The following is a 22,670-nucleotide window of genomic DNA, read 5'->3' on the forward strand; positions in this document are numbered from 1 at the left end:
CGTAAATTCGCCTTGCCTACAGGATGTAGGTACCTTAGCGAGAGCAGGACGCGGAAGCGGTGTTTTCCCTAAAACTCTCTGGCTAGACAAGGAAAAAACCAAGTTATTCTTTAGAAGCAATGAGTTGGAACATTCCTTATCCAAACCTCAGGTTATTTAAGAAACTTACAATCAAATCAATTAGAGGCAAGCTATCTTGCTTCTAATATTTCCCGTTATTGACACACGCTACACATTCGGTCAGTCTAGGACGCAAAAATATAGGGAAATAACATGATTGGATTTCTTCTACTTGTTGCGGTATTTGTGGTCTTTGTTGGTGTATTACAATATCAAAAAGTAAAAATGACGGCGCGTAGACGTAGTTTTATTCAAGATTACGATCTCACGCATTTAAGACCCAAACTCAGTCAACATTATCCTGAACTTACCAATGAGCAACTTACACAGGTTGAATTGGGCCTTAAGCAGTTTTTCCAAGCGAACTTATTGCTCGAAGATCAGTCCTTAGCTATGCCCTCCCAGGTTGTCGATGCGCTGTGGCATGAATTTATTTTACACACACAAGAGTATCATTCCTTTTGCTATGAGGCCTTTGACCGTTTCTTACATCATTGTCCATCTGAGGCAATGAAAGGGAAAAACAAAGCTCAACTCAGTCTGCGTAAAACATGGAGAGCCTGCTGTAGCATCGAAGGAATATCTCCTCGCAGACCGGCTACTTTACCTATATTATTCGCAGTTGACGCTTTACTTAATATTCCAAATGGCTATTACTACTCGGCAACTGATTTTCGAGAGCCCATTGCCAAAGGCGACTCCAGCAGCACAACCTATGCGGGGCACATCGGGTGTACGTCAATGGACAGTGGCGACAGCAGTACCTCCTCGTCGAGTTCTTCAAACTCAAGTTGTAATAGTGGCTCAAGTTGTGGCAGCGGCTGTAGCAGTTAGTCTTAATAATTGATGAAGTAACCTTTTACATTCGTTAACGTTAAGACCTTATATTGACGCTTAAGATTAGCTACTATTTGTACCGGTTTAACTAGTTTTCGTTTGGTGATCCGGTGCCTATTGTTAACAAATATTACAGCTTAGTATTTTCAGCTTTACTGGTGTCAGGGTGTCATCAGTTGGGTGAAGGCCAACCTTTGTGGAAAATAGCCTCTGAGGGCATTATCTTTGACGGGCAGCTGCAAACACATCTTTCCGCTGCTTCAATTCAATGCGAACAGTGTGAAGTCAAGCGCCAGTCCGATATGCGCCCTTCTGGCCCCGCGGATTACACATTGGTGTCGGAAAACCACAAACTAAAAGCGATTTGGGGTAAAAGTAGTAATGCCGCTTTATATATTCCAAATAACGCCGGCAGAACCTTAATAAATTTAGCACCAGATACCGAAACTGGTGTCTGGATAATGGATTTAGATAGCACACCAAAACCCCTAAAGGTGGGTAAGGTGAATTATGTGATGCTTGGTGCTGACACTTACCAAGTGGTGATCAGCCCAAATTCACAGCGTACAAACTTCGAGTACGCCGTCCTTGTGAAATAGCTTTTATTTCGTTTCTAAAATCGTTACTGCATCCGGTTTGAGCCTAACTAGATTCATCCCCTCAGTGACTTTGCTTGCATCAAACGCTTCACCGTTTTCGTGCGCTCTATGGGCCAAATAACGCTTAGTTTTCTCAATATCTAGCTCGAACTGCTCAAGTACACCAGTCGCATAAGCGCGCTTGCCAATGGCTGACATTGGAAAAACCATATCGCCATCCCGTACCTTTACGTTTATTTCCTCACCATTATCTACCTTCAGTGTCATCCAACAGCCACGCTTTTTGCACACTTTTACCACTTCACCTGACAGCGTGATCTCACTTCCCGTAAACTGCTCCGAGTTTTTCAATACATCTGCGGCCGCAACAAGCTTGTTCATGTTCGCACCGCCGCCAAACTCAATTGTTTTAGCATCAGCCGTTGATACTAGCAGTGTGATAACTAAACCACAGAGTAAATTGTTTATCTTCATATTTTTCCTTAAAAGTCAGAATAGTAACGCCTTTATCTATATAACTATAAGTAATTATTTATTGCAATTAGATCTTATAACAACTAACATCTTCGCCGCAATTGCAAATGGTAATTATTTTTATTAAGGATTAATAATATGAAACTCTCTACTCTCTCTTTATCCATTCTTGCAACCTTCAGCGGCTGGAATGCATATGCTGAGCCGTCTTCCCCAACCAATTCCGAAATTGAAAAAATAGAGGTGTTGGGACACAAATTATCGACCTTAAACCATGATGTAGCGGCTTCAGTTTCAGCGCTAACGGAAGAGCAAATAGCGCGGCAACAAGCATCCGATTTAAACCAATTACTCAAGACTCTCCCCAATGTTGAACTATTTGGTAGCGTGACGCCGCTCTCTGGACAACCCGCCATTCGAGGGTTGTACGGTGAACGAATACACATCTCTGTAGACAATGTGAAGCGTAAGATTGATTCGGATGGCAGCCAAAATATCGCGCAAATTAATTCCTTGGGAATAAACCCAGATCAATTAAAGCAAGTGCAAGTATTACGAAGTGCCGATTCTTTAACCGTCGGTTCAGGGGCCATCGGAGGGAGTATACGACTCGTAACCAAAAACGCTGCAGATTACCTAAATGACCAGCATGGATTTGGCGTCAAAGCTTCGGTCACACATTTATCTGTATCGGATGCCAATGATATTAGCGTCAGTCTATTTCACCTGAATGATCACAGTGATACGGTCTTGTCTCTTGGCCAAGTGGAATTTAACGATATTGATGTCGTGGCAGACACCAAAGCCGCAGAAGACGAAAGTATCCAGCAGATAAGTAAAATAAAGAATCAGTCAAAACGTCAAAACCTCGCGCTTAAAAATACTTGGTACATCAACGAACACCATACTTTGAGCAGTAAAATTGATTACAGTAAAACCGAGTCAATCGATCAGCCATATGCCCAGCGCATAGACTTAGCGTTGGCCTATCCGACACTTGCAGAAGATTACAAAAATGACTATCTGGAAGGAATGCTCAACTACACGTATCAAGGTGTTAGCGAGTTGCTTGACTTAGATATACAAGCATTCTTTGCACAAAAAACCTATGATGAAATCACCAAAGGTTATATTGAACGCGGCAGCAACAAAATTAACTATGATGGAGAGAAAAATGGAGAAAGTACGCGCAAAGGCTTGAGAGTCGCTAACTTGGCTACATTCACTGGGAAAATAAAGCACAAACTAGCCATTGAAGCGCAGTACGAATCCGAAAGCTTCGACCAACAGCAATGGGACGAAAATCCTGCTGATAAGTCAACCTACTATGGCGATAGCGACGCCTCCAATTGGTCAATTTCTGTTATCGATCAAAGTCAGTTTTTAAATGAGAGATTACTCCTTACAGGAGGTGTGAGATTCGATAAATACACCCGCTCAAGTAACCATTTTGTCGCCTATTCCGATAATGATGATTCTGAACTCTCTAGCGAGCTAGGAGTAACTTTTAAAGTCGCGGATTATCTTAATTTTTACGCTAAAGCCGCGGAGGCATTTCGAGCACCTTCGCTTCAAGAGTTGTATAAAAAAGATGAGTGGAGATGTCATATTGGTGGAAAAATTTGCTTTAGCGAACCGCAACCAGATTTAAAAGCCGAAGACTCTCAAAGCTACGAAGTTGGTTTTGGTTTGAGTTGGCAAGACTTATCCTTCGCTGATAACTTCAGTGTAAAAGTCATGTACTTTGATAGTGAGGTAGATAATTACATCGACAATGTACCTTTTATGTACTACATCGATGAGAATGGCAATAAACAGCTCGGCTCACCCGGTCCCAATCCCAGCAATGGGGTCCCTGTCGCCACACACCGTGATTATAGTGCGAAAAACATCGGCAAGTTATTCAGTCACGGTATTGAAATTGAGGCACAGTATTCATTTAAAAAATTAGACACCTACCTAGGATACGCCTCTATGAATATGGATGTCGTCGGTGTACCTAATTTCTTTTTAGGCACTATTGACCATACATGCCAGCCATATTCTGAAGCACCAGCAGATAAGCTTACTTGGAATACCAATTATCAATTGAACAGTAATTTAAATCTGGGTTTTCAATTGTTACACTACAGAGCTCAACAGCGCCTTAGCGAAGATCTCATCACACGCGGATACGGTACTGGGACCTATACTATCTACAACCTCAACGTAAAATACCAAGGTGAGGGAGTATTATCAGGCTTTTCTGCCCGACTGGGTGTAGACAACCTAACGGATAAGCGTTATTTGCGAGCGCCAGCAAGTGAAGCGAACGACCCCGCAGAGCTTGGCAGAAACATTAAAGCGACAGTAAGCTACCAATTTTGATAAAGTAAATGTGATTTTAGAACAAAAATGCCGACTTAAAGTCGGCATTTTTAACATCATTTGGGTTTTTGCTCGTTATAGTTTTTTCAGCTTCATATCAGTGCCAAATACAAGGCCATGATCTGCAACATCCATACTAAACTCAAACACCATATTTTGCTGTAAAAATGCATCAATACCTTCGGGCATTGGTTGACCAGTCGCTTTTGCCGCCTCTAACATTGGTGCTAAAAACGCTTGCATATCCATACTGAAATGCGTCATGCCATTAGTTTCTAGTGCTTGGCTTGCCATTTTCTCAGCAATAATTGTCGCCTTTTCACCCGTAAACAGCACTAAGTGATCGCCTTTAACCGCCAACTTGATATCCATACCCAATGGCTGCGGAGATGGAATGTACTGGTTAATTGAAACCGGAGTACCATCTTCTGGGATTTGAATTTGACCCAGCATAGGTGCAAGCCCTTTCACCGTATTAACAAGTACTAAAGGATCTTCGGCAGACAATGTGACTAGCGCATCAAACGTTTTAGGTTCTGGCATGCCTTGGTCGTTTGGCTCCATAACAAGATCAAAAATGGATGCACTCACGCCTTTAACCGAGTTCGCCATGCCTGTCATCATCGCAATAGCCATTGGACTGTTTTGTTTCGCTTGCTGCTGTAGTGCAACGAGTTCAGAACACTTGAATTCAGCTTTAGTAAAGCGGCCCCAAAGGGTGTTTACAAGCGGTGCAACTTTTGCAACATCAACACCATAGCCAAACCCTAGCACTTTCTCTTCGCCGTTGGTGACGTGCGCAGGAATAAAACCACGGATAGACCCAAGCGCTTTCATCAGTTCAGCATCTTTACCCACCACCACAGTATCAACTTCAAAGTCGATTGCGGAATTTGTAAATTGGATATTCTTGGTACCCAATACCGTCGCCGGCCACAGATTGGCGATTTCGCTGTAGTCCGCCTGACACTCTGGAGCACGTACCGCTGCTAATTTCTCAGTACCACCACCTAGCTGCAATAGATTATTTAACATACGAGTCAAATCAGACTGCTTGTTTGCAGTAATACCATCGACGATAGCTACGTGGTTCAGAAACGCAATTGACGAACCATCAAAACCAAACTGCGTATTGTATTGCTCAAGTTTGCCAGATTGCGCCAGTGACTGGGCTGGTTTGGCAATACCCAAAGCAACTTTTAAATCCGCTTCGGTGTTAATTGGCGTGTTAAATGTTGTTGTTACCCATTGACCTTGCACGGATGTGATAAGCTCAATTTTAGCTTCTGGCGCGAACTCAAGCTGATAACGCGTTAATGCGACACCATCAAGCGTATCTTCTTGGTATGTGATTTCGGCATCTTTTGCAGCCATTTTTATCGTACGTTGAAAAGCCTCAGGATCCGCCAGTTCATAGCGCAATGTTGGCAGCAAACCAACTGTGTAGAATACACTTCTGACCGTATCACCCATGCCTAAGATAGCTTTCATTTGTTCAGGGGATGTCATCGCTAGATTGTATTGCTCTAGTAGCGTTGCTACAAAGTCCAAGTGCTTATCATTTTCTTTTCTAAGCAACCCAGTTATCTCTTCGATATTTTGAACCTGTCGAAGCTCTTCAGGCATGAAAGACAAATATTTTTGTTGCTCAAAAGGCGTTAATTGCCCCCAAAATACCGCGGTATCAGCCGGAACATATTCCAGTTGTTCCATCGCGATGCTTGAAGAAGATGATGATTGAGTGGTTACATAAGCACCAACGGCAATAGCCACAGCACCTAAGCCAATGAGAAGTTTTGTATTCATAATGTGATCCTTGTTATCACCACGGAACATAGCCAAACACGTGGTAAATTTATTCTTCCCTACGAACCGCAACGATTGCGCGCGTCAGAGGTCGTTGCATAAAGACAATTGCATGTCCAAAAATGCAGCGGTATTGTACCTCGATTATTGTCTCAATTCCATTAATTGTGAATGATCAAGCTACTCTCAATATTCGGTCAGTTTTAAAATGAGCTTGATCGTTACACCAATAACCACCAAGCTCTCATTTACAGGGTTATTGACTTTCTGCTTGTAGAGTCAACCCTGAAAAAGCGGCGTAACCATAGAGCCCAATATACCAAGTTCCCGCATTTGGATTGGTGATTGTGCACGTTTCATTATTGCCATTTTCATAAGGCCGACACTCGTAGGTATTACTATTTGGTTGTTGACCAAAACGCAGATATAAATCAGCATCTCCAGTACCACCCAATGCCTTTACTTGTAGGCTCTGTGTCCCCTGTGCCACGTCAAAAGTATAATACTGCCACTGGCCTTTGCTGGCGGATTGATCCAACCATTGCTGGCTATTACCTTGATCTGGTGGAGTGTCAGTATAAACCGTAGCTGTTAGCGCAACGCCCGAATAACGCTCATAGCCATCAAGCATGACATAGTAACGACCAGTTTGTACTGGAGTAATCGTACAGACTTCATTATTACCTGATTTATAGGGTCGACAATCGTAGTTTTGTGTCGTCGGCTCCGCATTAAAACGCACATACATATCTACATCCCCACTGCCGCCCGCTGTTTCAACTTTTAGCTGCGTCGCTCCTGCAGGCACATCAATGTAATAAAGTGTCTGAGAAGACTTAACGCCAGTGACATTCGCTTGTGTTTGACCACTGATAAGTTCAATTGCAGCTGGCGGCTCAACAATGGGAGTTTCTATCACAGATAGATTATTGCTTGCTTTGATCAGATTTAGTTCATCACCAATTTCGGCGGCATACCACCATGTCATATTCATAGGTAACGCGAGCGGATCGGCATCTCGCTGCGCTTTAGATAAGGCAGTTGCATTGCTTGAAAACTCAGCAGTTCGAACAGTAAGCTTATCATTTGTCACACTCAACACTTTAAACTGTTGAATACTCGCAAGGTCGATAGTCCAGCTTTTTGGATCATTGGCGCTTCTTGCCGGTGCACCCCAGCTTCCCTCACCCACATAAACGGTGCCGCCTTGGGTCGTTGCAGTAAAGCCATTGCTGGTAGGCGTTAGTGCGTAAGTCAGTTTATTGATATGAGTATCGGACTCTACCACTAGGTTCATCGCATTATTATAGAAGTCTTGTGCCCACCAAGTGTGTAATATGGTGTTGTCTGACTTACCTGAATAGTGAGGATACATCGGCTTGTGATACTGAGCGATACGCCACGTTGCGCTGTTGCCCTGAGACTGTAAGTCGCTTTTCAGCCAATTGTTCATCGCTGTGGCATAGCTCGACCAGCCACTATTTTTAAATTGGCTGTTTAAGGTATAAACCCTTAAAAGCCCCGCCACGTTAAAAGCACCATAGGTATCTTTTGCTGTACACGCACCATCTTGGTCATAATCTACGCCAAATACTTCGCATAGCGTTTTGTAGTTATCGTCTTCGTGATTGCCATGTGTTGCTACAAATGGATAAATTCGCTTGTATGCAAGGCCATCAATCAAATCATCCGAAAAGGTTAATTGCCAATCTTTTAAGTATTCACGCATTTCAGAAACGGAGTTTGCATTGGTGTAATCGCCACCATGCATAATAAATAGCGGTCGAATTTTAGCGATCAACTCATTGCCTTTACGGCGTGTTGTCCAACCCGTGCGCGTATCACCACCAGCTACAGCAGTGATCCCTGATGCCGTTTGCGGCGCAGTTCTGAACCACAAACGCTGACCACAACCTTGTGAATCACAAACACGATAATAAACCGCACTATCAGGGGTTAAGCCGGTTAATTTCACAAATGAGCTTGAGAGGCCACCATCAAAGGTATGCGTAGCGCTGACCGCAGCACTTTGCCAACTCTGCTCATCCGTTGTGCTGCCATATTTTACAATATGATTAGTGCCTGATGTAGGTGTAAACCCTATTGTTGCTGAAGTGCTTGGACTGGTGTCCCACACAAGACGGTGGTAGTCACTCGCAGCAAAACTGCTGCAAGATAGACCTGCTGCAACCACAAAAGTTGCCATTTGAGTATATTTCATTTCCTTGGTTCCTAGTTTAGAGTAACAGGCTCAGCACGACTTTGAGCCAATGAGAGTGGTGTTGATGGCGTAGCCACCAACATGACAAATGCGGCGTTTGCATATGGGAGCGAAAGCGCCTCTGCAGATTGAAAATTCACAGCCGTTGCTCCTAACTTTTCACGCTTAAATGACTTGGGTAACGGCACGCCAGCCTCACCACTCCAATAGTCACCATTTTTAATGTGTGGGAAAAAATCACTTGCGATATGGGGTTGTCCGGGACTATTTGGCGTTTGAATTAAAGAGCGTAGCTCATCAGGTGTAGGTAAGCGCCACTCGGCACTACCACATAATGAAGCTTGGTTAGTTTTACGGATCAGATCTTGGCTATCGCAGTGGGATGCTTCGAAATAACAATCACCTTGATCAGCATGACCAAATTGACCGTCATACCAAGAGTAACTCCAATAGCCATCGTGGATAGACTCATCATCTCGTTTTACTTCCCAGAGCAGATTAAGCTTTTTGTCATAGACACAATGCCAAGGACCCTGCCAGACAGACAAAAACTGCATGTCATTAGTGACTTTAATAAAGCGTGCATGAGTTGGAATTTCTCGCTCAGGGGCGCTGAATAACAAGTAGCTAATCGCCACAGCGGCAATCGCTAAACTAAGTATTAAACGTGAGGCAACGGTCATAGCATATACCTCAATTGAATCGCTCTGTGGTGACGAGTATGCGCGATTTGTGCGTGATCAAATGCCGAAACCCACATGCAAACACCAGAGCGCAGTTCAACATCAAGGGGAGAATGCGTTTGGTGTTTACGTACCAGCTCTAGCGTCCAATAGCCATCGTGCCACTCTCCCCTAGCTCTAACATCGGCTCTATCTCCCTCAAAACGATTTGAACGGTACAACACGGACGGGAGCTGTTCGCCAATTTTCGCCATGTCTCGTTGTGGGTTGTAGGTTTCGCTGGCAAACCAGTCGAGGACTTTGCGCTCAGTGATATCCGGCGATGGAATTGGCATTCGCTTTGGCGTAACCTCAGTTGGTGAATACCAGCGCCAGTTCATCACATAAGCACCGCTTTCTTTGCCATCAGGTTGATATCCTGCGGTGTAACGCCTTTGCCCAAGTGCAACGCTTTGAGGTAGCCCAAAAAAATTATCATCGGCCAAGTACATGTCATTGGTTCTCAGCGCTTTCCAGTGCCATAAGTCTCGCGTGCGGCCGTCCGTACTTGCGTGATAGCCCTTGCCATGCCAGTTACGGGGCTTACCTGCAAGCGGCGCATCGCCGTATTGAACGGTGCCATCACCTCCTAGTTCACAGGTTGTCGATAACATGATGGCAAACTTATCTTCGTAATAAGTGCGCTCGTCAAAGCGATAAAAGCCATTTTCTTGTACTTGCCAACCGTCCGAGGTTTTTTCCAGCGGCAGATGCTCTAGGCTTTCGGTCGGATCTTGCCAGCGGATCAGAAAGAAGGTTTCATCATGGTTGCTCAACGCTTTTATTTCGACCTCACTACTCCCATCCAAGAAGTTTGCACCACCAAATGTAGTTAACTTAATAGGCTTAGCACGCAACCATTCAGGCTCGTCTCCTTTACCGTCTATTTCAAGGTGACTTTGCCTTGATAGCGGCGCAACTTCTAACCGTAAATGCTGATCTGCAACAATAAGCTTTATGCCAAGGCCGCAAAAATACACCAGAGCAATACTGCAACTGAGCAAAATAAGCGCATTTCGGGGCAATAACACGCTCAGTACTTGCTTGCCCTTAAACACCGTGTGCTTTATGCCATGTAACACCAAATACAAAAAAATGCCTGTCGCTGATAACCCATGAATGACTAAACTTAGACTCTCTGGATTGAGCCAAAGTAACCATCCTGTGGCTATACTCAGCACAATAACAAGATACCCAATGTAGTTAACGGCTTTATCAAACTTGCTTGGTGCACCACGAAACGGTGCGCGAATGGTTGCCACAGTAAAAACAATCGCAATCAAGGTGAGTAAGCAACCAAATAACACATGTATTGACAGCAACGCGCCTTGTGGAAGCAAAGGCGAAAGAAACGCCAGAAAATCATGATTGATAATGCCCAAACGAGGACCTGTCAGTAACCCAACCAAGATAACTATTACCGCCATAACATGAAAAATGGCAAAACTACTTCGACGCACAACCGCTCCCAAACAAATAAAGTAAATTTAGTGTAAACAAATAAATTTACATAAATATTTCATATTTGGAAAGATGAGACTTTCTCATCTTGTGAATTAGCGGCAAGTGTAATGTCGTGTAACTTGATTGTTAATTAGTTTGTACTAAGGTAGTTGGTACTTCCACCGTCACGGACAGTTCAACATGAACAATAGACTAGTAATAAAATATGTAAGTGCGGCAGTGGCTTGCACATTGTTTCTCGCAAGTTGTAGCTCACCAAGTAAAAAACCTTCAGTGCCAAAAGAAACGCTCGACCCAGTTGCAGAATCTGGTCAAGTACCTGAGCGAGTTTGGCTCAATCAAGGATGGTCAGATAAACTTCGGCAAGACTTTTGGTTCACAGGCCAAGGGTCACAAATCATTCCCTATACTTGGTTTACTTGGTTAGAGCAACCTAACAGTAAAAAGCTCTTTCGCGATAGCGAACATATGGAAATGCTGCGCTATCTGCCCAGTAAAACCGCCGCCAATAACCCTTCAGGCTTGCCCATCGGTTTTGCCGTGCATAACAATCAAACCACGGGACAAGCTTGGGTCGGAATGACCTGTGCCGCATGTCACACTAACCAAATTGACTATAACGGCACAAAAATCTTGGTAGAAGGTGCGCCCACCCTCGCCAACTTTGTACTCTTCTTTAGCCGCCTTAATGCCGCGTTAGAAGCGACCCTTAACGATAATCAAAAGTTTAGCCGTTTCGCGATGCGCGTATTAAAAGAAGGGGCATCGCAAGAATTGATTGATGATTTACGAGACGATCTCAAGCATGTGGCGCTTGCAACCGCCGAGCGACAAACCGTTAATGACTTACCCGAAGACTATCCAGACGATTTTACCAGCTATGCTCGACTTGATGCGTTTGGCAATATTCAAAACGCCGGTACGGCATTTGCGCTTGACGACCTTAACAATAAAAATGCGCCCACCGCGCCCGTCTCCTATCCATTTTTATGGGGGACGCACCAGTCAAATGTTGTGCAGTGGAATGCTTCCGCACCCAATATTCCTGTGGTCGGCCCATTAGTACGCAACATTGGTGAAGTTGTGGGTGTGTTTGGTTCGTTATCCATTGAAGAAGCACCGGTTTGGCAGCGCGTTTGGGGGAAACATGCTCGATATAGCTCAACGGTAGACTTACATGCGTTAGGGCAACTAGAAGCGTGGGTAAAAACACTTCTGCCACCAGCTTGGCCTGAACAATACCTTCCAGGGATTGACACCAATAAGGCGGCACAAGGAAAAATGCTATTCCAAGCAAATTGTGCTAGCTGCCATCAATTAATTGACCAAAAAAATCTACTTAAAGATTACGAAGCGGTAAAAGTACCGGTAAAAGAGATTGGTACCGATCCCACTATGTCTAATAACGCCAGCTGCCACATGGCAAAAACACTGTTCTTGGAAGGCACAAAAACCGACATTATCGCGGGAGACAAATTCCAAGCGGTGGATAGCGCTATCGATATCCCAGTAAACGGGGTTGTGGGTCTAGTGCTAAAAGATCCCATCAAAGCAATCGAAGCGGGCTTAATAGCAGAGCGCACCGGGCCAGATGGTAAGAAAACCACCGTGAAAAAATCCATTGAAGAGCGCCTCAAAGTCTATTTGGCAAATAGACAACAGTTAACCCCCAATACTAACGAAGACTGTGTGGATGGTTTTTACGATGCGGGTGTCTACAAAGCAAGGCCGTTAAATGGAATTTGGGCAACCGCGCCTTATTTACATAATGGCTCTGTGCCAAACCTATGGTCACTACTACAATCACCAGAGTCGCGCCCAGATACCTTCTGGGTTGGCAGTCGTGAATTCGATCCTATCAACGTTGGTTATATTACTCATCAAGGCATGAACGAGTTCAAAGTGAACAAAGCCAGCGGTGAAGTGATGCCGGGCAATGATAATAGCGGTCACGTTTACGGCACAACCTTGAGTGACAATGAAAAATGGCAAATCGTTGAGTTTTTGAAAACGCTATAAACGCCGTTTAGCGCTATAAACAAAGGGCCGAATACAGGCCCTTTGACTTATAACCGAAAAGGTTATTTAAAATGACTCGTGCAACACCACCAGCGCACTTAACTTGCTTGCGCCAAACGTCATCATTTTTTCAAAATCCGACCTTGCGATTGGTACTTGCTGGCAGTCGATAGGGTTTTGGTCGTCCTCAACATCAGGGTCATTAAGATATAAGCACAACTCATCCAACCCCGTAATAAGCACCCAATGCGGCGCTTTTTTACCGTTTAGCCGATAAGTGCTGATCAAAGCCAATACCGCACTGCCCTGTAACAACCATTGTTCAACCTGTTCAAGCTTTACATCGGCTTGGTGAATAGCAATATCACGATATTCACACTCTTGACGGAATTGCTCATGAACTAAGGTCATCACCTGCTTTTTCTGCGCGCTTCTCACGCCATCTAAAAATAGCGGGCCTGCCGTATTCACCATCACCTCTGCCGCAAAACCACGGCGCTCCGCAGCCAATGCCAAACCAAATGGGTGACAGCCGCCGTGACCTGCGGTCATAAAGATGGTGGTCGCTTCACGCCATATCTCAAGCTCTAAGGCCTGATCGCCCATACAGCCTGGATCTATGCTTGCCATTGCCATCATCAGTGACGCCGGTCCGCAGGTAAAGTCTGTTGTTTGTTGATACCAAGGAGCCTGATGCAACACCGCCTTTTGCGACAGCTTACGCACACATTTTTGCATTCTTAGCGCGTCATCATGATCCGCATAGTAGTTTTGATACTCGCCAAATACACGATAACCCATGCGTTTATATAAGCCGATGGCCGCGTCATTGCGTTTAGCCACTTCTAAACGCATATATAACCAGCCCATTTCACCCGCTCTGACTTCAAGCTCAGACATCAGTTGGCGTGCGATCCCTTTACCTTGATGATGAGGCGATACCGCCAATGAATAAAGCCTTGCTAGCCGCGTTCCTTGGTGCAACCAAAGCAGCCCATAGCCCACAAGTTCCCCTGCTAACTTTGCAGTGAGCAGCAGACTATGTTCAAAACTGATGTAATGCTTGAGTTGGCGACGACTCAGTCTATCCGCACTAAAGCAGCTTTGCTCCAACGCATTTAGTGAATTCAAATCGTGCTGTGTCGCCTTTTCAAGCACCAACGCGGCTTGCAACATTACTTTTTACCTCTCGCTTCAAGGCGTCTTGAAAATTCAGACATCACTTGCATGTACAGCTCGTCACCGAGATATTTGTCTTCAACCCCTTGGTCAATATTCGGGTTGTCGTTTACTTCAAGCACGTAGGCTTTGCCGTTGTGCTCTTTAATATCAATACCATACAAACCATTACCCACGACTGCCGCCGCTTTTAACGCTGCGCGTAACACCGCTTTTGGCACTTCAAACGTTGGTAGCGTGTCAAACCCACCCGAGAAATTACGTTTTGACTCGTGGTTATAGATTTGCCAATGGTTACGTGCCATATGGTAACGGCATGCGTAAATTGCACGGCCATTTAATACCCCAATACGCCAATCGTAGTCCGTGTATAAGTAAGCTTGCGCCAACACAATCGCAGAGACGCTCATCAGCTCTTGTAAACGCTCGCCAAGCTCTTCTTTGGTTTTTACTTTAAATACGCCTTTTGAGAACGAACTCTCAGGCATTTTAAGCACCATAGGTAACGATAACTCAGCAATGAGTTTATCGATTACTTGTTCATTACACTGACTCACAAATCGCGTTTCTAAACTTGGCACCTTCTTGTAATTAAAAGCATCATGTAAAAACACCTTATTACAACAGCGTAGAATCGAGCTTGGGTCATCAATTACCACTAAATCTTTTTGCTCTGCTTCTTGTGCAAGGCGATAAGTATGGTGATCAATCGCTGTGGTTTCACGAATAAATAGCCCATCGTATTGGCCTAAGTTGTATAACTCAGCCGCTTCTAATGGATGTACTTTAATGCCAAGCTTTTCACCCGCTTTAACAAAGCGGCTGATCGCCCCTTTATTACTTGGCGGCAATTTTTCATCGTGGTCCACCAGCATCGCGATATCCCAGCGATACTTTTTATGACTCTTACGCTTGTTCCACTGAGTGGCATGCACATGACCTAATACTTGAGTACAAAACTCAAGCTGCGCCACCTGCAGAGTCGAGAAGTCGCGACGCTGCACCTGCACTCGCACGCCTTTATCTTGCTGCTGTAATGTCACTTTTAGTAAAGGCGCTGGAAATTGCTGAAATAAATACGCCGCCAACTTACTAAATTCAGGCTGTTGGGTTTCGCCCATACAAATGATCAGCTCAGCGTCATCGGTAATCGCGATCCCACGCTTATCAAACCAAGCCTGCGATAAAAACAACGCATTATCGCCATCACGTAAACCATTAATAACCTTTAGACTCGGAAGCACTTGGTGATTACGCGCTTCAGCAAGTAAAGAGCAGTAATAACCTTGGCTTAAATAACGGTCACAGTCACATAAATTAATCACTCGAAGTTTTGATTCACCGAGCTTTGGGTACTCTTGCAAATACGTTTCAAACGTCACTACGTTATTTGCCAAAGGCAGTACATCTGCATTTTGATCAACAACGAATAGAGTAGATAGCATCTAAATAATCCTTAGGTGGCGATGCGTTAGCACATCAGTACATGATGGTTTAGGCACCCCACGATTTAACATAGGGTTAGTGGGCAAATTCAAGGGCCACATTAAAGTGGAGTAGTTGTAATCTTAAATATAGCACTTGGCAATTGAGTAATTTTGATTCTCAAGATAAATCTTTCTTGCTGTCGGCGTATGGAATAAAAAGCTTTATTTTCAATCGGTTAAATAAATTAAAGGTTCGATAAATAAGATTAATGCTAACGATGAAGAAAAATTGCATTATCAGTAAAGTTTACAATACTTAATTGATCAAAAATAAAATAACAGGACTTCCTCATGCAAAGGAAAGCAAATCTTCTGGCCCGACTTCGTATCGCATATGAAACGACTAAAAAAGAACTACTAATATTATTATTGTTACTTGCAGTTGTTGTTGACATGCTGCCAACTGAATTATTTTTTAGAGTTGAAGTCGCCAACACCATCAAAACAGGGTTGATGTTACCTATTGCATTTATCTTGCTGGAGCTTTTGTTCAAAATATACGATGCTGTTTTGCACAATCGTAGAGAAGTAAAAATAATTAAATCCAATGACTTGTTAGGAGACATTGGTCGACTATGTGAATCTGAACGAGAAATAAATATCAAATATATCGGTGTCGCAGGAAGACATGGCTGGAGTACTGTAATTGCCAGATTTTTAGATCCAAGCTCAGAGATGTGTCTGTTGAGTAAAAAGCAAATAGTCATAGAGATAGCTTTATTAGCGCCGCAACAAGTCGGCTCAATCGATGGTGGTACGGAAAGATATTCTGTAGTCCAATCAGTATTAAAGGAAATAGAATTTACCAAGCAAAGGTTGCAAGCCGAGGGAATGAAACACGTCACGATCAAAACTTACCTTTATGAACATACTCCTAATTTTCTTGGTTTTTTGGTTAATGACAATTATTTATTCACTTCCTTAACCTATTGGGAATATGTTGGCACCGGAGAGAAGTACCTTAGAGGTGGCGGCACTGATTACATTGTTTATGATAAGAACGATGGATTCGGAGGAGCTTATTATCTCAAACGTTTTGAAAGCTGGTTTTGTCATTGCGTAGAAAGTACGGATCAAGAATCATATTGCTCTGAAGAAGCAAAGCATAAAAAGGACTAGCGGTTTAACATGATTAAAGAAGAATAATCACTACTATTCGACTTTCAACATAACGTTGCCGGTAAATTTAGGTTTAAAAAGAGAGCGAACAGATAATACCCATCCCATATTTTCACCGATACAGGGAAGGCACTTCAAAGTTGAAGCTGTCATCTTTTGAATACACAAACTTTAGGTGGGTGTCAGCACAAACTGAAGTGGAATCCCACCCTGTCGGCTACATACCTGAAAATAATTATTATGATTGGCAAATCTAGTTGTTATTGCTCTATAACAAACACAACTAACACTATGATATAATGTGATAAATTTTATTTTATTGATTTTTGTTCTTGTGAATTTTTATGGTAGTTTTATCAAGTCGCATCTTAGGACTCGTACACAGCGAGTCCCCGACTGGAATTGACTAGATTAATGTAAATGGCTCTATACTCGCGGAAGAAAAATATTTACTATGCGATATTTTAGTGAAACCTATCATTTCTTCATTGAAGCTTTCATGTTGAATTTTAGTTTATTTAGGTATTTGTAAAAACTCTACACCTAAAAAACTAGGCATTTAATTTCGAGTAAAAACATGATTAAAACCCTACTAATTCCGTTTTTTTCTTTTTCCATCACAAAGTTATCTTTAACTTTAGCAGCCACATACAAAGCCTTAAACTTGATAACAATTAGTTTATTTTTACTAATTATAGGTTTTAACTTTTATTTTTTAATACAACTAATTAGAGGAAAAAGTTTAACTCCAAAAACACTTAAATCTAAACGAGAAGGATAAATATAATGAAAAAAACAAACCCTAAAGATTTCTTTAAAAATTTAGCACAAAACCAAGTTGAATTTTCTTTTCCCTCATCTTTATTTAGATCTAAAACATTATTAATAATAACCACCATATACCTATTGCTATTTATAGGATTTGTTAATTTATTATTCAAATAATTAAGAATTGAGGAATCGATGACGCCCACTATAGTATTCCCACTACCTATTTGCACCGAAGCTGGGAATTTGACTAACAAACCAAAACTTACCTACCTTCGGTTCTTCACTTTAGCTTTGACGGTGGCTTCCCATACCATTTTAAACAAACTTTATTGAGCGCACTTTGCTCTGTAAAACCGAGTGCGTCTACAATATCGAGCAATCTGGTGTTGTCGATGAGTTGTTCAAATCTATGCTTTCGCTCTTGGCCGAGTAAGGCTCTAAAGCTGGTGCGTTGTGTTTTTAGCTTACGCTGCATCGAACGCACACTCATGTTTAATGCCTTAGCCATACTTGCTTGGTTGACTCCAGCCAGTGAGTGCTTTGCCGCCAGTAAATTGGCAACACGCGTTTTTAAATCATGATTATCACAGAGCGCTGATACGCATTTTGCAACCGCTTGCTCAATATGTTCGTGCATTAGGCTGTCGACGGTAGCGACTGGCATGGTAAGAAAATCTAACGGAAACGACAGTGCATTTTCAGGGCAATTTTGTGATATGGGGCAACCAAACCAAGTTTGCAACCGCTGTAATTCTAGGTCACACACGCTAAAGCTAAGCTGGAGTTGGTTAGGCGATAAAGTTGATCGCAAAAGCTGCCGTGCAGCGCTCACCCAAGCGGTCATATTACGCAAAATGGCGTGCTTACCCAGCGGGGTTTTTGGTTGCCAAGTTAACTTGGCATTGTCACTATCACTTGTGAATACGGCGAGGCCAATATCGGCGACAATTGCGTCGTAATGCAATAATGAGGTTATAGCCTGCTGCAAGTCTTTACTGGTTTCGACCAAGTAGCCAAGCGCCCCATAGTCATGCAACTGAATGGCTTTACCCAGTTCAAAACCAATCAAGGGATCGCCGCTTAACTCCTGCCCTACCTCAAGCAACCGCTCGTACTCAACGAGTGTTACACGTTCAGGCCGTGACGCTACCAGCTCAGCAAACTCGCCTTGCAGTCTCTTGTCATCGGTAAAATGGTCATGGAGATATACCCACGCACTATAAAAATAAACAAACGAAGTGGAGTGCATTGCAGTTCCTTTTGTCGTATTTGGACAAATTGTTGGCGCAGTTTGGCAGGATTGTCAATGGCTAACCCGTTACGCTAGTGCATATAAAGTACCAAAGCTATGGCTAAAGAAGGAGCTATATATGATTGATGTATCGCTAATTTTACTGGCACTCAGTCCCGTCTTTTTACTTTGTGTTGCCTGGGAGTATATCAAGCACCACGAACACTATGATTGGCGAGATTCATTACTCAATGCCCTACTTGCGTTGCTACATCAAGGCAGCGACGCGTTGGCTTTACTTGTACTGATGCCGCTCTTTTACTGGCTCCATCAATTTGCCTTATTCACAATCGAATTAAATACCTTCACTTTGCTCTTTGGGTTTATCTTGCAAGATTTTTTGTATTACTGGTTTCACCGCGCATCACATTGTATTCACTGGCTTTGGAGTGCACATGTGGTCCATCACAGTTCTAACAACATGAACTTTACCACTGCATTTCGCCAAAGCTTGCTATACCCAATTGTCGGTATGTGGCTGTTCTGGCTGCCTATGATACTTCTTGGATTTACCCCGACCTTGGTATTTGCCATCGTCGCAATCAACTTAGCTTTTCAATTTTTTGTTCATACACAAACGGTTAATCGATTAGGGATGGTAGAGCGAATTTTTAATACGCCTTCCCACCACAGAGTCCATCACGCCAGTAATCCTGACTATATAGATAAAAACTTTGCCGGGGTGCTGATCATTTGGGATAAGCTTTTTGGCACCTTTATCGAGGAGCGTGAAGACATTACAATTTGTTATGGAATAAGAGGTGCGGCACCAAAGCAGACCCCTTTAGATGTTAACTTTGCTCAGTGGCGTCATATGTTCCACCGCTTTTCACAAGCAAACACTTTAAAAGGCAAATGGTTGGCGCTGTTTGGTTATCCAACCCACTTACCCGACAAGCTAAAAAATACGGACTCTGCCAAATCCTAGAGCTATTTATACCGCTCGGCCTTTTCTACAAGCGCTTGGCAGTACTTTCTTAGTTTATCGCGCAGCACTCTCACGCTTGGGTTGATCATTTGCTTTGACGGGCAGATCAACCACAACGGCTTACATTCAACGCGGTAGTCATTTAATATACTTTGCACCACACCTTGTTCTAGTTGGTCTGCTACGTCTATCGCGGATCGCAATGAAATACCCGCTCCTTGCGCACACCAGCGCTTTACCACATCCGCATCATTACTGGTTCTACGCCCTTTAAGCACCACTTTGTAAGTTTGTTCATTTTTCGTCAGTTTCCACGTATCAAACTTACTGCCTCTGATCAAAAAGAATAGCCCTTGGTGCTCACTTAATTCCTCGTGATCCTTTGGCGTGCCTTGTTTTTCTAAGTATTCCGTAGAGGCACAAAGCAGTAATGGCACATCACAAATTTTAAAGCCGTAGAAGCTACTGTCTTCAGGCGCACCATAGCGCAGCGCGATATCAACACCGTCACGATAAAAGTCGAGATTGTGATCATTAAGAATAAGTTTCAGGGCAAGTTTAGGGTATTCATCAAGTAATTCGTCTAGCCAAGGAAGGAGAATATTACGGCCAAAATCTGACGGTGCGGTTAACCTTAGCTCACCGTCAATTTCGTTGTCGTTGTCGAGCACCTGCTTTTTGCCATCAGCCAAAAGCGCAAGTGCCTGCTCGCAAATTGGCAAATAAGTTTCACCTTGCTTTGATAGCCTTAAGCTACGCGTAGAACGCACAAAAAGTTGAAAGCCAAGGTGCTTTTCCACTCGCTTTATCGCAGCGCTCGCCGTGGCAACTTGCATATCTAACTGCGCAGCCGCCGCACTAATATTGCCAAGTTTAGCCGTTTTCATCACGACGATTAAATCTTGTGTATTCATTTTCAAAAAATTTTTGAAACTATTTAACTCATTATCATCTTTTTATTGATTATGTAAAACCCTATTATCTCTTGAAAGCAATTTTAGGAGTCTGTTATGTACACATTACGCGATGCAATTCACAATCGTTATTCCACAAAAGCCTTTGATCCTAATAAAAAAATTAGTGATTCAGATATTGAGCTACTTAAGCAAGTACTAAGGCTGAGCCCATCTAGTACCAACGTTCAGCCATGGCATTTCGTCATCGCAAGTACTGAGACAGGCAAAACTCAGGTGGCTAAAAGCACACAAGAGAATTACAAATTTAATGAAGCCAAAGTACTTAACGCATCACATGTTGTTGTATTTGCTGCAAAACAAAATATAGATGATGCACATTTAGATAAAGTGCTTGCCAAAGAAAGTGCCGACGGCCGATTTGAAAAAGGCTCTGAGGTAGAAGCACAAATGAATAATGGCCGTCGCTATTTTGTCGGCTTAAATCAAACCAGCGATGAAGCAATCAAAGCATGGACTGGCAAACAAGTTTACTTAAATCTTGGGCAATTTTTGCTAAGCACTGCACTACTCGGTATAGACTCTGTACCCATTGAGGGTTTTGACGCTGAAATTCTCAGCAATGAACTTGGGTTAACTGAGCAAGGCTTTGATGCCCTTGCCATTGTCGCGTTGGGCTATCGAGACGAAGGTGATTTTAATGCTAAATTACCTAAATCTCGCTTTGCTATCGACGATATCATTACCGAAATCTAAGACCCAGTTTGGCACTGATAATGGCTAACTAGATAACATCAGTGCCACTCCAACTTCGGCTGGAATACCATTTCAAACACCACAATGTAAATCAATGTGAATGAAACAATAAATTCACAACTACCCGCTCCCCAGTTTTGTATTAAATTTATCCATACTTTTCAATAACATTACAGTTATTTGAAATTATTGGTAATTTTTTAATGTAAACTTTTTAGCTCTATTGTGAAAATTCTGCTTGAAACATCGAATATATTATTGTTAATTAAAAGTGAAGAGTGAATTCACCTTTAAAAATAACGAAATGACAACAAGTAAACTCAGTCCTCACAACTGGTTTTGTACCTGCCAGCCGAGAGACTGTAGCAACCTCAACAGGAAGAAATAATGAAGCTACTATCACGCACACTATCTACCGGGTTACTCGCAGCAGCCGTAACCGCATCACTGAATGCTCAAGCAATGAATAAAGACCTAGCGGTAAGCGTTGATGTCGACACAAAAAGCAATGGCGATGTTATTGCGACGCTAAACATCACCAATCAGGGTAAAGGTAACCAAAAAATCTTAAGCTGGTATACAGATCTCGAAGAAGAGCATATTTTTAAAATTACGCGTGATGGTAAAGAAGTTAATTTCTTTGGCCCTCACTACAAACGCCCAGCTCCTACCGAAGCTGACTTTATCAAGCTAAAGTCTGGCGAAACGCTCACTAAATCATTTGAGCTTTCGGGCCTTTATGATCTTAGCCAGCCAGGTAACTACGAAATTAGTTATGATGTTGAATCATTTGACCTTTTCGGTAAAAAAGAAATCCCAAGCATGACTACAAGAACGATGGGGCAGCAATCGATGATGCGTGCCGATGTAGCAGAACTCAGCTCAAATTCGGTCAATCTTTGGCTTGAAGGTGTAGCATTAAGCAAAGGTAACCTCCAAGTTAACGCAAAACCAGTCGCTGGTGCAGCAGACTGTACTGATGGCACTTGTTTTACAGGTCGTTGTAGTAACAGTGAAAAAACCAGTATTTTGTCAGCACTGAATGCTGCGGACCAAATTACTAATGACTCTGTTGCTTACTTAAATAGCCACTCAGCGAGCAACCCGTCTACGCGTTATCAAACTTGGTTTGGCGCAGCGACAAGCAGCCGCTATGCAACCGTGAAATCTAACTTCAACGCAATCAATGATGCAATCGACAACCAAGATCTCACTTTTGACTGTAGTTGTAACAAATCATACTTTGCTTATGTATACCCAAATCAACCATACAAAGTATATCTATGTCGCGCATTTTGGAGCGCAAATGAGCTAGGTACGGATTCACGCGCAGGCACGATTGTTCATGAGCTAAGTCACTTTAATGCCGTTGCAGGTACAGATGACATCGTTTATGGCCAATCTGGTGCGAAAAACTTAGCAAACTCAAATCCAAGTCAAGCAATTCAAAATGCTGACAGCCATGAATATTTTGCGGAAAACACTCCGTACCAAAACTAATCTCGACTTATTTGGTATAGATATCCCTGACGAGTATCGGGTTTAGGCAAGCGCCTAGACCCGATGCTATTCACAGCGATTTCAGCTAACATGAAA

General features: G+C 43.0%; 17 protein-coding genes. 8 read left to right on the forward strand and 9 right to left on the reverse strand.

Going from position 1 to position 22,670, the window contains the following annotated elements; translation table 11 throughout:
- Window positions 1–273: 273 nt before the first annotated feature.
- The gene (locus tag MHN32_RS11375) at window positions 274–954 is read left to right on the forward strand and encodes a hypothetical protein (RefSeq protein ID WP_174169935.1); all 681 of its coding nucleotides are present in this window, start codon (window positions 274–276) and stop codon (window positions 952–954) included.
- A gap of 113 nt (window positions 955–1,067) precedes the next feature.
- Window positions 1,068–1,556 (forward strand): hypothetical protein, encoded by a 489-nt coding sequence (locus MHN32_RS11380; RefSeq protein ID WP_029215865.1) that lies wholly within the window; start codon window positions 1,068–1,070, stop codon window positions 1,554–1,556.
- Window positions 1,557–1,559: 3 nt separating this feature from the next.
- Here MHN32_RS11380 and MHN32_RS11385 read toward each other — a convergent pair whose 3' ends face one another.
- On the reverse strand, window positions 1,560–2,030 hold the full coding sequence (locus tag MHN32_RS11385; protein ID WP_239421738.1) for a DUF4920 domain-containing protein: 471 nt from the start codon (window positions 2,028–2,030) through the stop codon (window positions 1,560–1,562).
- 138 nt (window positions 2,031–2,168) lie between these two features.
- Between MHN32_RS11385 and MHN32_RS11390 the strand changes: the two genes are divergently transcribed.
- Complete coding sequence (locus MHN32_RS11390; protein ID WP_239421739.1) at window positions 2,169–4,397, forward strand: TonB-dependent receptor; 2,229 nt, start codon at window positions 2,169–2,171, stop codon at window positions 4,395–4,397.
- 75 nt (window positions 4,398–4,472) lie between these two features.
- On the opposite strand, the gene MHN32_RS11395 is transcribed toward MHN32_RS11390, so the two are convergent.
- The 4 genes from MHN32_RS11395 to MHN32_RS11410 all read right to left on the reverse strand — a co-directional run bounded on the left by MHN32_RS11395 (window position 4,473) and on the right by MHN32_RS11410 (window position 10,606).
- Window positions 4,473–6,203, reverse strand: a complete 1,731-nt coding sequence (locus MHN32_RS11395) for a hypothetical protein (protein WP_239421740.1) — start codon at window positions 6,201–6,203, stop codon at window positions 4,473–4,475.
- A 256-nt stretch (window positions 6,204–6,459) separates the two neighbouring features.
- Window positions 6,460–8,424 (reverse strand): pre-peptidase C-terminal domain-containing protein, encoded by a 1,965-nt coding sequence (locus tag MHN32_RS11400; protein WP_239421741.1) that lies wholly within the window; start codon window positions 8,422–8,424, stop codon window positions 6,460–6,462.
- 11 nt (window positions 8,425–8,435) lie between these two features.
- Entirely contained in the window at window positions 8,436–9,107 is a 672-nt protein-coding gene (locus MHN32_RS11405) for a DUF1566 domain-containing protein (RefSeq protein WP_239421743.1), read from the reverse strand.
- Window positions 9,104–10,606 carry an ethylbenzene dehydrogenase-related protein gene (locus tag MHN32_RS11410; protein WP_239421746.1) on the reverse strand — a complete coding sequence of 501 codons (1,503 nt, stop codon included), beginning with the start codon at window positions 10,604–10,606 and terminating at the stop codon, window positions 9,104–9,106. The genes MHN32_RS11405 and MHN32_RS11410 overlap by 4 nt, the downstream gene beginning before the upstream one ends.
- Window positions 10,607–10,790: 184 nt before the next feature.
- Here MHN32_RS11410 and MHN32_RS11415 point away from each other — a divergent pair, with 184 nt between their 5' ends.
- Entirely contained in the window at window positions 10,791–12,629 is a 1,839-nt protein-coding gene (locus tag MHN32_RS11415) for a di-heme-cytochrome C peroxidase (protein WP_102057270.1), read from the forward strand.
- Window positions 12,630–12,695: 66 nt separating this feature from the next.
- Here the strand turns inward: MHN32_RS11415 and MHN32_RS11420 are convergent, their stop codons facing one another.
- Complete coding sequence (locus MHN32_RS11420) at window positions 12,696–13,805, reverse strand: GNAT family N-acetyltransferase/peptidase C39 family protein (RefSeq protein WP_010375872.1); 1,110 nt, start codon at window positions 13,803–13,805, stop codon at window positions 12,696–12,698.
- Window positions 13,805–15,253 (reverse strand): RimK family protein, encoded by a 1,449-nt coding sequence (locus tag MHN32_RS11425; protein ID WP_010606541.1) that lies wholly within the window; start codon window positions 15,251–15,253, stop codon window positions 13,805–13,807. The genes MHN32_RS11420 and MHN32_RS11425 overlap by 1 nt, the downstream gene beginning before the upstream one ends.
- A gap of 333 nt (window positions 15,254–15,586) precedes the next feature.
- Here MHN32_RS11425 and MHN32_RS11430 point away from each other — a divergent pair, with 333 nt between their 5' ends.
- Complete coding sequence (locus MHN32_RS11430) at window positions 15,587–16,414, forward strand: hypothetical protein (RefSeq protein ID WP_239421747.1); 828 nt, start codon at window positions 15,587–15,589, stop codon at window positions 16,412–16,414.
- A 1,051-nt stretch (window positions 16,415–17,465) separates the two neighbouring features.
- Here the strand turns inward: MHN32_RS11430 and MHN32_RS11435 are convergent.
- Window positions 17,466–18,434, reverse strand: a complete 969-nt coding sequence (locus MHN32_RS11435; protein ID WP_239421749.1) for an AraC family transcriptional regulator — start codon at window positions 18,432–18,434, stop codon at window positions 17,466–17,468.
- Window positions 18,435–18,555: 121 nt separating this feature from the next.
- On the opposite strand from MHN32_RS11435, the gene MHN32_RS11440 reads away from it, so the two are divergent.
- A complete protein-coding gene (locus tag MHN32_RS11440; protein WP_239421751.1) occupies window positions 18,556–19,404 on the forward strand; it encodes a sterol desaturase family protein in 849 nt (282 codons plus the stop codon).
- 2 nt (window positions 19,405–19,406) lie between these two features.
- On the opposite strand, the gene MHN32_RS11445 is transcribed toward MHN32_RS11440, so the two are convergent.
- A complete protein-coding gene (locus MHN32_RS11445; protein ID WP_010606247.1) occupies window positions 19,407–20,318 on the reverse strand; it encodes a LysR family transcriptional regulator in 912 nt (303 codons plus the stop codon).
- Window positions 20,319–20,414: 96 nt separating this feature from the next.
- On the opposite strand from MHN32_RS11445, the gene nfsB reads away from it, so the two are divergent.
- Together nfsB and MHN32_RS11455 are read left to right on the forward strand one after the other, a co-directional pair.
- Complete coding sequence (gene nfsB, locus MHN32_RS11450; protein WP_211866694.1) at window positions 20,415–21,074, forward strand: oxygen-insensitive NAD(P)H nitroreductase; 660 nt, start codon at window positions 20,415–20,417, stop codon at window positions 21,072–21,074.
- 387 nt (window positions 21,075–21,461) lie between these two features.
- Complete coding sequence (locus tag MHN32_RS11455) at window positions 21,462–22,574, forward strand: M35 family metallo-endopeptidase (RefSeq protein WP_010606245.1); 1,113 nt, start codon at window positions 21,462–21,464, stop codon at window positions 22,572–22,574.
- Window positions 22,575–22,670 lie beyond the last annotated feature (96 nt).

Source organism: Pseudoalteromonas sp. Of11M-6 (assembly GCF_022347905.1).
GTDB lineage: Bacteria > Pseudomonadota > Gammaproteobacteria > Enterobacterales > Alteromonadaceae > Pseudoalteromonas.